9 protein-coding genes are annotated in these 14,663 nt (G+C 43.1%); 4 read left to right on the top strand and 5 right to left on the bottom strand.

The genetic code is table 11. The annotated features are described in order from the left end of the window. Nucleotides 1-20: 20 nt before the first annotated feature. A complete protein-coding gene (locus tag R7Q48_RS16215) occupies nt 21-953 on the bottom strand; it encodes a sugar kinase (RefSeq protein WP_256902653.1) in 933 nt (310 codons plus the stop codon). A 34-nt stretch (nt 954-987) separates the two neighbouring features. Next, nucleotides 988-1,323 carry a cupin domain-containing protein gene (locus R7Q48_RS16210; protein WP_005450851.1) on the bottom strand — a complete coding sequence of 112 codons (336 nt, stop codon included), beginning with the start codon at nt 1,321-1,323 and terminating at the stop codon, nt 988-990. A gap of 421 nt (nt 1,324-1,744) precedes the next feature. On the opposite strand from R7Q48_RS16210, the gene R7Q48_RS16205 reads away from it, so the two are divergent. The 3 genes from R7Q48_RS16205 (at nt 1,745) to R7Q48_RS16195 (ending at nt 8,167) form a co-directional block, all read left to right on the top strand. Further along, nucleotides 1,745-3,910 (top strand): heparinase II/III family protein, encoded by a 2,166-nt coding sequence (locus tag R7Q48_RS16205; protein WP_256902652.1) that lies wholly within the window; start codon nt 1,745-1,747, stop codon nt 3,908-3,910. 2 nt (nt 3,911-3,912) lie between these two features. Then, nucleotides 3,913-6,093, top strand: coding sequence for a heparinase II/III family protein (locus tag R7Q48_RS16200; RefSeq protein WP_170893275.1), 2,181 nt, complete (start codon nt 3,913-3,915; stop codon nt 6,091-6,093). Nucleotides 6,094-6,415: 322 nt separating this feature from the next. Beyond that, a complete protein-coding gene (locus R7Q48_RS16195) occupies nt 6,416-8,167 on the top strand; it encodes a polysaccharide lyase family 7 protein (RefSeq protein WP_318132380.1) in 1,752 nt (583 codons plus the stop codon). Nucleotides 8,168-8,639: 472 nt separating this feature from the next. Here the strand turns inward: R7Q48_RS16195 and R7Q48_RS16190 are convergent, their stop codons facing one another. Together R7Q48_RS16190 and R7Q48_RS16185 are read right to left on the bottom strand one after the other, a co-directional pair. Continuing rightward, entirely contained in the window at nt 8,640-10,205 is a 1,566-nt protein-coding gene (locus tag R7Q48_RS16190) for a polysaccharide lyase family 7 protein (RefSeq protein WP_170893277.1), read from the bottom strand. 76 nt (nt 10,206-10,281) lie between these two features. Further along, a complete protein-coding gene (locus R7Q48_RS16185; RefSeq protein WP_017634227.1) occupies nt 10,282-11,055 on the bottom strand; it encodes an oligogalacturonate-specific porin KdgM family protein in 774 nt (257 codons plus the stop codon). 570 nt (nt 11,056-11,625) lie between these two features. On the opposite strand from R7Q48_RS16185, the gene R7Q48_RS16180 reads away from it, so the two are divergent. Beyond that, the gene (locus R7Q48_RS16180) at nt 11,626-13,371 is read left to right on the top strand and encodes a hypothetical protein (RefSeq protein ID WP_033906977.1); all 1,746 of its coding nucleotides are present in this window, start codon (nt 11,626-11,628) and stop codon (nt 13,369-13,371) included. A 227-nt stretch (nt 13,372-13,598) separates the two neighbouring features. Here the strand turns inward: R7Q48_RS16180 and R7Q48_RS16175 are convergent, their stop codons facing one another. Then, nucleotides 13,599-14,642, bottom strand: a complete 1,044-nt coding sequence (locus tag R7Q48_RS16175) for a polysaccharide lyase family 7 protein (RefSeq protein WP_054578992.1) — start codon at nt 14,640-14,642, stop codon at nt 13,599-13,601. Nucleotides 14,643-14,663: the final 21 nt, after the last annotated feature.

Raw genomic sequence — 14,663 nt, 5'->3', positions numbered from 1 at the left:
CTCAACGCTCCGCAAAAGAATTACAAAGGAAGATCTGGCATCACTTCACGCGGAATGATGGCACCTTTATGTTGAATAACCGCGCCAGCCATACAGTGACCAGAGTAAGCCGATTCCACAGCATTACCGCCAGTCAAACGCTTCGCCAAGAAGCCTGCACTGAAAGAATCACCAGCCGCTGTTGTATCAATCACGTTGTCGACTTTGTTTGGCGCCACGTATTGCGCTTCGCCATTCGCCACAACCAAGCAATCTTTGCTACCACGTTTGATGATGATTTCATCCACGCCCAGTGCAGAGGTTCTCTCGATGCACTGTTCTAGATGCTCGTCACCGTAAAGCATTTGCTCATCTTCAAATGTGAGCAGTGCGATATCTGTGTGCTTAAGGATCTTAAGGTACCAAGACATGGCATTCTCGCGGCTTTCCCACAATTTAGGACGGTAGTTGTTATCGAAAATAACCTTACCACCTTGTGCCTTGAAGCGCTCAAGGAAGCCAAACAGTTGCGTCTTACCTTCTTCAGTAAGGATCGCTAATGTAATACCGCTCAAGTAAACCGCATCGTACGAGTAAAGTTTGTCGACTAATAGCGGAGACTCGTTTTGCTCGAATAGGAACTTAGCGGCCGCTTCGTTACGCCAGTAGTGGAAGTAACGTTCGCCAGTTTCATCGGTTTCGATGTAGTAGATACCTGGTTGCTTTTCTTTAACGGAAAGAACCAGACTAGTATCGATGCCCTCTTCTTGCCATGCTGATAGCATTTCTTGGCTAAAAGGATCATTACCCAGAGCCGTTACATAGCTGGTTTTGATATCGTGAGCTTTGGTCAAACGAGATAAATACAGTGCGGTATTCAACGTATCACCACCGAATGACTGCTTTAGCTGACCTTCCTTTTTCTGTAGCTCAACCATACATTCGCCAATGACCGCGATGTTTAATGATTTCATGTTGTCACCTTAGCAACTGAGGTTGCGCTATAGATTATTTTAAGAAGTCTTCACGAGCTGGGTTGAAGATGTCCAGAAGAATGCTGTCTTGCTCTAGTGCAACCGCACCGTGCATCATGTGCTTACGAGCAAAGTATGCGTCGCCTTCTTTAAGTACTTTCTTCTCGCCTTCGATTTCTGCTTCAAAGCTGCCACGTACTACGTAGCCGATTTGATCATGGATTTCGTGAGTATGCGGAGCGCCAATCGCACCTTTGTCGAAACATAGGTGAACCGCCATTAGGTCATCTGTGTAAGCAACAATTTTACGTTTGATACCGCCGCCTAGCTCTTCCCACGGGTTCTCATCTAATACAAAGAAAGAATTCATCGTCATACTCCTAAAAAGTCTCTATTAAAGCGAACCCTACGGCACTTCATTCTTAACCATGCTTTTATTAAAAGGTTCTCTTAAAAAAGCGTCGTATTGATAAAAGTGAAACGCGAAGCGAAAGGGTCTGCTGTCGAATTGGTAACGAGCATATCCGATCTATTTTAATTGTCATACAATATATCTAAAAATATGTGATATTCATCAAACGGTGCTCGTTAAAGCATTCCACTTAACGATTGATAACGCCGAAACATCAGTCACAACAAGGATTACCACACCAATATAAATCAATAAGTTAGCTAAATTCGCGTGATTTCACTCTCCCTTTTTGCCACAAAAACTACACCCAAACTTAATATTGTATTACTTTATAGAAAGTTTAAGAAAACAACACACTTCATCTGAGGGTGGTAAAGAAATGACTACACAACCGATTTTGTTGACTGAAGCAGAAGTCGAACTACTAAGAAAGGAAGTCGGAAAGCCGAGCTTAATGGGCAAATCCATTGAAGCGAATCGCAAGGGACTTGAAGCCTTCATGCGTCTGCCTCTAGACGTGCCAGGTCACGGCGAAGCGGGTGGCTACGAGCACAACCGCCACAAACAAAACTATACCTACATGAACTTAGCGGGTCGTTTGTTCTTGATCACTCAAGAAGACAAGTACGCACAGTTCGTTAAAGATCTTCTCGCTATTTACGCAGAGAAGTACCTAACTTTTGATTTCCACGTACAGAAAAACACTAACCCAACAGGTCGTCTTTTCCACCAGATCCTTAATGAACATTGTTGGTTAATGTTTACTAGCCTTGCTTACTCTTGCGTGGCATCAGTGATGACAAAAGAAGAGCGCACAGCCGTTGTTGAGCGCATTTTCGAACCAATGCTAGACATGTTCACCGTGAAATACGCGCACGATTTCGACCGTATTCACAACCACGGTATCTGGGCAGTTGCGGCTGTTGGTATTTGTGGTCTAGCTATTGGCAAACCTGAATATCTAGAGATGTCGGTATACGGTCAAGATCGCGATGATACCGGCGGCTTTCTAGCGCAAATCTCACAATTGTTTGCCCCTTCTGGATACTACATGGAAGGTCCGTACTACCATCGTTATGCAATTCGTCCAACTTGTGTATTTGCAGAAGTAGTGCACCGTCACATGCCTGAAGTAGACATTTACAACTACAAAGACAAAGTGATTGGCAACACAGTACAAGCAATGCTGGCAACGGCTTACCCGAATGGTGAGTTTCCTGCCCTAAACGACGCATCTCGTACCATGAGCATTACCGACATGGGCGTTCAAGTGGCAGTTAGCGTTTACAGCAAACACTACGGTATGGATGACAACATCCTTGGCATGGCGAAGATTCAAAACGCCGTTTGGATGCACCCATGCGGTCTAGAACTTTCTCAAGCCTACGATAAAGCCATTGCTGACCGAGAAATCGGCATGCCTTTCTGGCCAAGTGTGGAACTTAACGAAGGTCCAACTGGTAACAATGGAGCACAAGGCTTTATCCGTATGCAGGATAAAACCGGTGATGTGTCACAGCTTGTGATGAACTACGGTCAACACGGCATGGGACATGGTAACTTCGATACGCTTGGCATTACCTTCTTCAACCGTGGTCAAGAAGTACTGCGTGAATACGGCTTCTGTCGCTGGGTAAACGTAGAGCCTAAATTCGGCGGTCGCTACCTAGACGAAAACAAATCGTACGCACGTCAAACCATCGCGCACAACGCGGTAACGATTGATGAGCAATGTCAGAATGGTTTCGATGCAGACCGCGCTGACTCGGTGCATGGTTTGCCTCACTTCTTCAAAGTAGAAGACACTGAAATCAACGGTATGAGTGCGTTTGCGAACGACCATTACCCGAATACAGACATGCAGCGTAGTGTGTTCATGCTTAACCTCGATGAGCTTGAAGCACCGCTATTGCTAGACCTTTACCGCATTGAAGGTGAAGGCGAACATCAGTACGACTACTCTCATCAATACGATGGTCAAATCGTACGTACTAACTTTGATTACCAAAGCTTTGGTGAACTGAACACGCTTGGCGATGACTTCGGTTACCAACACCTTTGGAAAGTAGCAAGCGGCAAAGTGCAAGATACGGCGCTGGTTAGCTGGCTACAAAGCAACACCTACTACACTTGGTTAGGCACAAGCAGCAGCGCGAAACGAAACGGCGAGAATGAAGTAATCTTCACTCGTACTGGCGCCAATGACCCAAGCTTTAACCTACGTAGCGAACCGGCATTCATTCTGCGCAGCAAGGGCGAATCGACACTATTTGCTTCTGTGCTAGAAACACACGGCTACTTCAATGAAGAGTTTGAGCAATCGGTGAATGCACGTGGTCAGGTGAAATATATCCGCGTCGTGGGTTACAACGCCGTTGGCAGCATCGTAGAAATCACGACTGAAAAATCACTGATTACTGTGATGATCAGCAATGTGCTCGGCGCTGACGATCAAACCCCACACCAAGTAGAAATGAACGGTAGAACCTACAGCTGGAATGGCTTCTACTCTCTAGAAGTGAACGCATTCGGGCAGGAGAAATAATAATGAGCTACCAAACCCAGTCTTACCAACCGCTATTAATGAACTTTGAAGAAGCGGCAGAACTAAGCAAAGCACTTGGCACGGATAGCCTATTAGGAAATGCACTAGCACGTGACATCAAAAAAACTGACGCTTACATGGCCGAGGTGGGCATTGAAGTTCCAGGTCACGGCGAAGGCGGCGGTTACGAGCACAACCGCCACAAGCAAAACTACATCCACATTGATCTAGCAGGTCGCCTATTCCTTATCACTGGCGAACAGAAGTACCGCGATTACATCGTGGACATGCTAACGGCTTACGCGAAGATTTACCCTCAGCTCGAAAGCAACACCAGCCGTGACTCTAACCCTCCGGGTAAGATCTTCCACCAAACTTTGAACGAGAACATGTGGATGCTATACGCATCTTGCGCGTACAGCTGCATTTACCACACGTTGGAAGAAGAGCAAAAAACACTGATTGAAAACGACCTGTTCAAACACATGATTGAGCTGTTCGTAATCACTTACGGTCACGACTTCGACATCGTACACAACCACGGCCTGTGGGCAGTAGCAGCAGTGGGTATCTGTGGTTACGCAATCAACGATCAAGATGCGGTAGACAAAGCGCTTTACGGCTTGAAACTGGACAAAGTCAGCGGCGGCTTCCTAGCTCAGCTAGACCAACTGTTCTCGCCAGACGGCTACTACATGGAAGGTCCTTACTACCACCGTTTCTCGCTACGTCCAATCTACTTATTCGCAGAAGCGATTGAACGTCGTCAGCCTGAGCTTGGTATTTACGAGTTCAACGATTCAGTCATCAAGACTACGTCTTACGCAGTATTTAAGACGGCATTCCCAGATGGTACTTTGCCAGCACTGAACGATTCATCGAAGACGATTTCGATCAATGATGAAGGCGTAATCATGGCTACATCAGTATGTTTCCACCGTTACGAGCAGTCTGAAACGCTACTTGGCATGGCAGACCACCAGCAAGACGTTTGGGTTCATATCTCAGGTAAAACATTGTCTGACGCGGTTGCAGCAACAGACAACATCAAACCATTCAACTGGGGTAGCCTATTCGTAACGGACGGCCCAAAAGGCGAAAAAGGCGGCGTAAGCATTCTTCGTCACCGTGACGAGCAAGACGACGACCCCAATACCGCAGATACAATGGCGCTTATCTGGTTTGGTCAACACGGCAGCGATCACCAGTACCACTCAGCGCTAGACCACGGTCACTATGATGGTCTGCACCTGAGCGTGTTTAACCGCGGTCATGAAGTGCTGCACGATTACGGCTTTGGTCGCTGGGTAAACGTTGAGCCTAAATTTGGCGGTCGTTACATCCCAGAGAACAAGTCTTACTGTAAGCAGACGGTGGCGCACAACACAGTAACGGTTGACCAAAAGACGCAAAATAACTTCGACACAGCGCTAGCAGAAACCAAGTTCGGTTCTAAGCACTTCTTCAAAGCTGATGATGAAAAGCTGCAAGGCATGAGCGGTCGTATTTCTGGTTACTACAACGGTGTAGACATGCAGCGCAGCATCATTCTTGCTGAATTGCCAGAATTCGAAAAACCACTTGTGATTGATGTTTACCGCATCGAAGCAGATCAAGAGCACCAATACGACCTGCCAGTGCACTACTCTGGTCAAATCATCCGTACGGATTTTGAATACGATGTAGAAAGCACGCTGCGTCCAATGGGCGAAGACAACGGCTACCAACATCTATGGAATGTGGGTTCAGGCCAAGTTCAAGGCAGCTCACTTGTAAGCTGGTTGCACGACAACAGCTACTACTCGCTAATCACAAGCGCAACAAACGGCGGCAAAGTGTTCTTCACTCGCACTGGCGCAAATGATCCAGACTTCAACTTGAAGAGCGAACCAGCACTGATCTTACGTCAATCTGGTCAGAACCACGTGTTTGCTTCTGTATTAGAGACACACGGTTACTTCAACGAGTCTATCGAAGCATCGGTTGGCGCTCGTGGCCTAGTAGAGTCAGTAACCGTCGTTGGTAACAACGAAGTGGGTACCGTAATTCGTCTGCAAACTACCACAGGCAACGCTTACCACTTCGCTATCTGCAACCTAGACGAAGACAAGCAGAACGCGGCACATCGCGTTGAGTTCGACGGTGTGGCTTACACTTGGGAAGGCGCATTCGCACAAATTTAATCTTTAGCTAGTCACTAAAAATTAATGTAAAAATCGGGAACTAATTCAAAGCCGGACGTCATGTTCGGCTTTTTTTGATTGTTTACATGACTCTACATGAGCTTATCAATTAGCGTTTAATCATAGTAAAACCGTTAATAACTCTTAGGAAAAACAGACATAACTTAACCTTACGCCTTATCAAAGACACCACTTATAGATATAGAACTCTTCTGAGATTTAATTAACAGTTTTACTATTTAACTTATGACTAAACTACTCCCCAACAACACTAAAATGATATTGTATTACAAATATTAAATAGTGTAAGAGACGTACTACTGTGTTTATAAAATCAACTAAATTGCTTCTAATAAGCTTCTCTGGGCTTGGATTAATAGGGTGTGGAGGAAATACCTCCCCTACAAGCCAAGATGATAAACCAAATATTCCACACCAAGAGCATGTAGCACCATACTCAATAGCAAAATTTCAAAACATATTGAGTAATTCAGATTTACAAGTATCAGATCCCAATGGGAAGGAGGGAAATAAAACCAGTGACGTCAAAAATGGAGCACTCTCGGATTATAAGAGTGACCACTTTTACGCAGAAAAGGATTCCAATTACCTTGTCTTTAAAATGTCGAACTACAAAATGCGCTCAGAAGTTCGTGAGCGAGAAAACTTCAACATTTCAGAACAAGGCGTCTCTAGAACTTTGTATGCAGATGTTCGATTACCAGAGATTAACCTTGCAATTGCTAGCTCCCCTGCAAACCATGATGAAGTCACTTTCCTGCAAATTCATAACAAAGGCACAGATACTTCTGGTACAGGTGCTATCCCACACCCTTTGTTACGAATCGTTTGGGAACAAGAACGAAACAGTATCACTGGTCATTACTGGGCGGTAGTAAAGAACAATGCCATAGATTGCAGTCTACCTTCTAGCGCATCAGATTGTTATGCAACATCATACGATCGTTATGATTTAGGAAAAGCCGATCTCAACGCATTCACGCGATTCGAAGTAAAAATCGGAGAAAACACATTAACCATTAAAGTGAACGATGAGCAAAAGGTAAATGTAGATGTATCCTACTGGCAGCACCTCCTGAGCTACTTTAAAGCCGGAGTTTACAACCAGTTTGAAAACGGTGAAGCAAAGGTACAATTTAAGCAGTTAGGACTAACCAAAACTGACCATACTGATTCAATAGCTTGGAATATTGACGATTGGAAATTAACCATTCCTACAAGCAAAAATGATTGGTATGGTTTTGGCGGTGACAGCGCGGCTGAATTAGAGCCTGAGCGTTGTAATTCAAGTAAAGATCCTCTGTCTAACGAAGAGAGCGTTTACCAACGCGAGATTGATTTATCATACTTCAATGTTATTGACGGTAGCATGCATTTCCGCGCCGATATGGGTTACGGCACGTCAACGGCCAACTCCAGTTACATCCGTTCAGAATTGCGAGAGCTCTACATCAGTACTAACTCCCCGGATTGCAGCACCAGCGATGAAGAGACAAGTTGGTATATTGAAGATAGTCGTACCGGTGCAACTTCGCATACGCTAAACGCAACACTAAGAATTAACGAATACCCTAAAATCGACGGTCAATTACCAAAAGTCGTGGTAGGCCAGATACATGGTTGGAAAATCAGCCAAGCACTCGTGAAGCTACTTTGGGAAGGTGACAATAAGCCAGTCAGAGTTATTCTGAACGATAACTACAAACTTGATAACAACAAAGACTGTACTGATTGCAACGCATTCAGCGTTAAGCTTGGTACCTACGCGGTAAACGAAGACTGGCAATATACGATCCGTGCCGATAAGGAAGGACTGTTTTTAGCCTCCTACGATGCAGATGGCAGTAATATGGTCTCGCACACACTGAAGTGGGGAGAAGCATACTCAGACACCGCTAACAACAAGTCCTATACTCTGACTGAAAGATGGGCGTCGCCTGATATTGCGTTTTACTTCAAAGCCGGAATTTACCCTCAGTTTAAACCTGATAATGCATATCGAGGAGAAATCTTTGATGTGAGCTTTAGTGCTTTGAGCACTCTTCATCAATAGTCATTTCAATCTCTTAGCAATAGGCTTGCTACTTTGCTCTAAAGCAACGAACAAAGCTCATACCGCCGCCACGGGAAATTTATTTTCTCGTGGCCTCTTCTTTTAGAACACCACAATTCAACTCGCTTCACGCATAGTGTTTCCTTCTACGATAAATATATAAGTCAACCTCCACTTAGGCAGCTTAAAAACAGCTTCTATAGTTTCATGAGATATTTATCTACCCTAACGCTGAGTTATTTTTAATTTAACCAATTAAACTACTCTAATATACATTCGCACTTAAAAATAAACATTGTCAGAAGATAAAAGCAATCAATAATTATTACCTATCTATAGTGATAAATTTTTAAATTAATTTATCTATGTCAATTAAAATAATATTTGAGCTGTTTTATTCTTCTATAGAAAGAAAAAGCCCTCAGCTACAAAGCTGAGGGCAAAGGACTTCAATCAACTAAAAGAGATAGAACTAGCCTTGGTACTTACCAAAAGATTGTTTTAATTTATAGAAAGTAGCTTGTGCGTAATCATCTGGATTACCGTACATATTCTGGTTATAGACACCGGCTTTAAAGTACATATATCTGCCACCTTCGTCATAGCCACTGTCACTCATATCTACGACTTGAACAACATCATCTTTACCATCACGTTTTACCGTAACTGTCATTGTGTTGCCTTTCACATCAATGATGTAGCTGAATTTTTCACCTAGCGCGATGCCATCGTCACCGATTTCACCAGTCATATCACCCACTAAGCTGTAGTAATCCTCTGTTCCAGTTTTGGTTTTTTCGTGAGCAAAGTAAACTGTACCTGTTGGTTGGTCTGGTAGCTTACGATAATAAAGACGAATTGGCTCATCATCTTTGTCATGAATCTGGCCGATAATAAAGCGGCCAACTTCATGCGACTGACCAGTTGTGGTTGCGTGGTCAATCTTCAGAGTCGCTTCAAGCGTACCGTCTACACCACCCGCTTCTTTTTGATCTTCAACTGGTGCAGAACTGAATACCCAGTTATTAGGATTTACACCTTTTGTGCTGTAAGACTTATCACCAGCACGAAGCATGGTACGTAACTCAGTTCGCGCGTATTTAGTGTTTTCAGAAGTTCGAGCGCCTTTCACATAGCTCTTGAATACCATTCCGCCATCATCTGCTGTGTAGAATATATCAGAGTGTTGGAAGCCGTTAGCCAAGTCCCACTCATCAATATCATCAGCACGACCATCTTTGTCATGGTCGAAAGGTGTCGTCAGTTTCCAACGTGTTAAGTCAAAGTTTTCACCCGGTGCATTTGTAGCGAGTGGCTCTTTCGGTAACGTAGGGTAAGGCATTGCTTTAGAAAGATCACACGTCACAGTCGTTTCACAAGGACGGACGATTGGTGCTCCAAAGTCGCCTTTACGATTCTTTTTGAGTAAATCCTTTTGTGCCTTTTGCTCCGCTTTCATTTGCGCAATCATAGCCGCTTCAGCGTTAACGACGTCATCAGTAATGATGTGACTTGCCGGACAGGCATTAATTCCGCAATTAACTGCCGCTAACTCAGTAACTGAGTTCCATTGGTTTTTGCTATTACCGTGGCCAACGTAACGAACATAGCGTGCTTTTACTGCAGGCTCAAACTGGAAGCGCTCTAAGCCAAGTGCGCGACCAGAGCTTTGCGCACCCTCAATAACCGTCACCCAGTTTTCACCATCAGTACTAAACTGAACATCAAATTTGCTGACGCGTTCGTTACCTTTGCTGAACGAGGCTTGAACTGCGTCGAACTCATAAACCGAGCCGTAATCCAACATCGCCCACTCACCATCACCATTTGCTGACCAGCGTGTCATAATATCTTGGTCAAACAACTGCTCTGGAACATTACCATCATGACTACTCGCCGTTATCGTAACGGGAGTCAGAATATCAGCACCAGTTTCTTGGTTGTTTGGAAATGGATCTACCATGGTCGCCGTACTATTACAGCCCACAGCAAGTAAAATAGAAGAAGCTAACAAGCTTTTGAAGAAAATATGCTTCATGTAATCTAACACCTACAATATAAAAATGAATTAACAGCTCTTTTGCTGTAACAACAATTAGGCAATAACACTCGGGTTAAAAGCTGTATTTAAGGCCAAGGCGTGTTCTCAATTGGCGGTCATCCGTGGTTGAACCATCCTTACCTTTGACATTCCACAATTCAAAGTAAGGACGGAAATCTCCCATTTGGTAACCAACAATTAAGCCAGCATCCCACTCAGAATCTTTCCAATCAGATAAACGCACTTCGTCATAGTTTTTGTTGTAGTTGATCTCATAGCTCAGCTTGACGTTATCAAGGTACTCGTTATCAAACTGACGCATATCGTAAGAGCCTGTCAGTGTCCACTTACCTTGTTCAACTGTTTTCCCAGCAACGCTTACCGAAGTACCATCCGTTAGTGTTTTGTTACCTGCACCATCTGAATAAACTTGAAATTCGTGTCGGTAACGTAAAGCGGTACTTAAGCCAAAAGAGGATTTGTAACCAACACGAACTTGTGGTTTATAAGTGGTTTTTTCGTCATCATCACCAAAAGTAATAGGCATCCCTGGTTGGATAAACCATTGTTTATTTATTTGGTAGCGAACTCCCCAATCAAACTCAGAATCACCAGCAACGAGTTGATCCCAAAAATGCGAGTTGTCGTAACTATGGAATTTTTGTTCAACACCAAAGTTCAGTTTGGTCTGATCGTTAATTTTAGAACTACCACTAATTTTGATACGTTGGGCATAAGTTTCACTCTCATGCTTATATTCTGCGCGATAGTCTAAAGTTGCTGCGGAAACCGCTCCCGCCATTAATGTGGAAGCAACGAATAGGGACATTGTTGTAACTGCTTTCATGATTATATCTCTCTGTATATATTTTTTGGGATACCACTTAAATCCCTGGATTTGATTCAACACTATTGAATTAATGTATGACAAATACTAGTTAATTCATCATGAGAGTTCTGTGATATTAATCATGTAAGTGCCCCTTAACTGACAATTTGTATTATTATATATTCAAAAGTGTTAGCTATGTCTGATTCTAAAACGACCTTTGTAGACATCACTTACAGAGAAATGTTTTAACTCGTTTCATATGATAAAGAAGAAGATTAAAAAAACATAAACAGCAATAACTTCAATGGCTTAAAATCAAAAATCTTGATGTAAAATCAAATTTCTTTCCTAAATCACCTTTAGTTTTTGCTGTTCCTCTATAAAGAAAGCTGTCAACCTCATAAAGGTTCAGCTCTTATTGATGTTAATATTCAACTATTTTGTGTGACTTATTCATCACTTCAGTGAGCAATCATTGTATCTAGTGTGAGTCGGATCATTCTATTGATAAAACCATCTAGATGACAGAAATTATTTGTCTAACAATATTACATAAATAAAGACACATAGAAGTGAGTACCTACCATGCAAGTAACAAAAATTGCAGCAGCAATTGCTATTTCCACAGGTTTGTTAACCGGATGTAACACTGATTTAAGGGATGCACCATCGGCTCCCCCACCAACAGAAACTGAGTCTGAGTTGAGCCAAGGTATGTGGGATATTTCAACACCAGCCACTGTGGCGAAATCCGATGATGAGCACGACCTGCCAAACGTCTATGTCTTTGAAGACGGTACGCAAAAGTATTATAACGATGATGATAACTTCGGTACTTACACAATCTACACTTCAACTTATACCGAAGATAAAGATACAGAGACGCTTACATTCAACCTTTATGACGAGAGCGATCTAGGTAACCCTACCGAGTTAACAGGGACTTATGAAGTTTCAAACGGCATGTTAACCATCTCAGGAACGAATGACGGAAACTTCACCGGTAACGATGAATCAGAAAACGATGCGGTGAAAGATGCAGTTGCAGCGGCAAATAATGACGCTGGCGATAACAACGTCGTACAAATTTTGGATACCAATAAAGGTGGAACAGAAGAAGACACCGGTGAGTTACGAATCAAGCTGTCTGATTCAACGAGTGTTTCAGAAATTTCAACAGGCCGACTAACTGTAGATCTAACTTACCAGCATCATGAAGAAACAGAACAGGAAGCCGACGGTTCTGGTGACAATGCTTACATCTCATTTTATGCAGCAAAAACCTCGAATTCCAACTTGCATGGCGAAGTGGCATTTGAAAACGGCAAAATCAAATACCGCGATGCAAGTGGAAACTTGACGGAAACAGGCGACACGTTTGAGTTAGGTGAAAACCTCGCGATAGAAGTCAGTTGGATAGAAAACTTCTTCTCTTTTTCGGTTAACGGTAAACAAATAGGTGAAATGTTACCTGTCGCTGATGGCACCGCTGTAACCTATGTATCACTGAGACTAGGTGATAATGGCAACACTACAAACTTTGAATTAAATGCAGACAACTTGAAGATTTACTCTAGTGATTCGGGCTCTGAAGTGTTGGTTCTAGAAGAGGATTTTGACAACTACATTCCAGGCTTAGACCTCGCGACAATTTACAACAGTGCATCAAGCGAAGCGGTTGTCATTTCAGACGGAAGTTCTAATCCTGATAAACCGTCAGAAGACGTGAGTGAAAACTTTGACTCATACCCAGTAGGAACAAATATCAGTTCAGCAAACTCTAGTTGGAAAGAATACAATACGGTTGCTGATGACTCCTCCACCTTGACGTCCGTGGCTGTAGTAAGTGATGACGTATCAAAGAGCGGCGCTAACTCTCTGCTAATATCCGACACAGATACGACCAACAAACCATACGTTACGCGCGAGTTTTCAAACGGAGCAACATCAAACGGTAGCGTGTCATTCGATGTTTACATTCCGTCAGACAACGAAAAAACTACATACATTAATGTTGGCTCAGGTAAAAACAACTCAGATCGTTACTACGAATTGAGAATTTCGGGCAGTGGTAAAGTTGAAGCCGAAGCAGGATCAGATGACGTAGAAATAGGCACTATTACGACTGACGCTTGGAACTCAATGTCCCTAGCTTGGGATGGTGATGAGATTAACGTTTCTATTAATGGAAAAACGGTTGATGCGCCAAGCCAGTCCGAAACAGGCTTAGACGCAACGAATACACCATCACAGCTAACTATTTACGTAGGGGACACAAGTGGTGCTTCAACAAAAGCATATTTCGATAACATCGATTCAAAGCAACTCTAGTGTTATTTTGTAGCACTTGATACTAGGCCAGGCTTTCGAGCCTGGCTTTATTTTTTACCTCTTCAGAAGAACAAAATTCAACACAATACTCTAAATTCAAGCCAGTCCCAGTGATTGCTTGCTCTATCTTGTTTCTTACCTTTTAAAGAATTCCACTGAAAACAAAAGCCTCATCAAATCGATGAGGCTTAAGTAGAAATCGAGTAGCTCTTAGTTTTCTATTAGTTTCAATTTTGATTTAGCTTGAGCTTAGAAAATGTCACGCTGTTATAGTCACCGTTTTTCTTGTCGACTGAAAAATCACCGGTGCCCGCACATCCTGTACCCCACACAGGGTGAGACTCACTGACGCTACATTGACCATAAGCTCCTGCTTTAAAATAGAACATGTCTTCTGCGTAGCCATGCTCAAAGTCCTTACTATCAATCCCCTTACTGAGATCTATGGAATAAGTCACTGTCTCGTGGCGTTCTGTTTCAAACGTCAAGTTCATCATAGTTCCTTGAACTTCTATCTTGTAGCTGAACTCTTCACCAAGAGCGATACCTGCTTGGCCTGGTTCTTCAAGGTTATCCCAAGTATTTCCCCATACTGGATATGCAATATCAATACGATTTGGATCTTCCTTCGCTAGGTTACGCTCGTAGTTCCAAAATACAGAGCCCATTTTGTGTTCTGGGAATTTTTTATAGAAGATTTTAATGGGTTCATTTCCATGTCCATAACCTTTACCCTCTTTTATTCTTGCATCAATTTTTTTCGCGTGGATTTGACCGACAACAACAGAATGAGCAGGCCCTTTCTCTGGAAATTTGGCGTGTTCAGAAACATGGTTCACTTTCAAGGTCGCTTCCAACGTTCCACCTACACGACTGTGTTTAGCAGCCTGAGGGTGGCTCGATAAAGCCCAATGGTTTGCTAAATCATCGGTTTGAATAGAAAAGTCAGCGCCACGAGGCATTTCACGTAGTTCAGAGCGAGCATTCTTCGAGTTTTTTGTCGTTACCGCTTTATTCTGCACTTCAAACACCAAGTTGCCTTCTTCGTTCAAGAAGAAGAAATCTTTGTGTGAATAACTCAGCATCGCCACACCCTCGATTTCGTCCACTTTTCCGTCTTCATTGATATCGGAAGGAATAGTGATCTTCCAGTTTCGCATATCAAATTTATCGGCAGGGACTGGATAATCAACGCCATTATTTAAATCAGAAGCGATAGCAAGAGTTGGTAAGGTAACAGCCATTGCGGCTACGAGTAGATTGAGTTTCATGTTCAAACCTTATTATATGTA

This window comes from Vibrio sp. 378 (genome assembly GCF_033339435.1).
The sequence above is the reverse complement of the archived record's forward strand: the minus strand, read 5'-3'. Positions and strand labels throughout refer to the sequence as shown.

What these genes read in the sequence shown, in the direction of transcription:
- R7Q48_RS16215 (WP_256902653.1), bottom strand. Translation starts at nt 953, where the DNA reads ATGAAATCATTAAACATCGCGGTCATTGGCGAATGTATGGTTGAGCTA.
- R7Q48_RS16210 (WP_005450851.1), bottom strand. Translation starts at nt 1,323, where the DNA reads ATGAATTCTTTCTTTGTATTAGATGAGAACCCGTGGGAAGAGCTAGGC.
- R7Q48_RS16205 (WP_256902652.1), top strand. Translation starts at nt 1,745, where the DNA reads ATGACTACACAACCGATTTTGTTGACTGAAGCAGAAGTCGAACTACTA.
- R7Q48_RS16200 (WP_170893275.1), top strand. Translation starts at nt 3,913, where the DNA reads ATGAGCTACCAAACCCAGTCTTACCAACCGCTATTAATGAACTTTGAA.
- R7Q48_RS16190 (WP_170893277.1), bottom strand. Translation starts at nt 10,205, where the DNA reads ATGAAGCATATTTTCTTCAAAAGCTTGTTAGCTTCTTCTATTTTACTT.
- R7Q48_RS16185 (WP_017634227.1), bottom strand. Translation starts at nt 11,055, where the DNA reads ATGAAAGCAGTTACAACAATGTCCCTATTCGTTGCTTCCACATTAATG.
- R7Q48_RS16180 (WP_033906977.1), top strand. Translation starts at nt 11,626, where the DNA reads ATGCAAGTAACAAAAATTGCAGCAGCAATTGCTATTTCCACAGGTTTG.
- R7Q48_RS16175 (WP_054578992.1), bottom strand. Translation starts at nt 14,642, where the DNA reads ATGAAACTCAATCTACTCGTAGCCGCAATGGCTGTTACCTTACCAACT.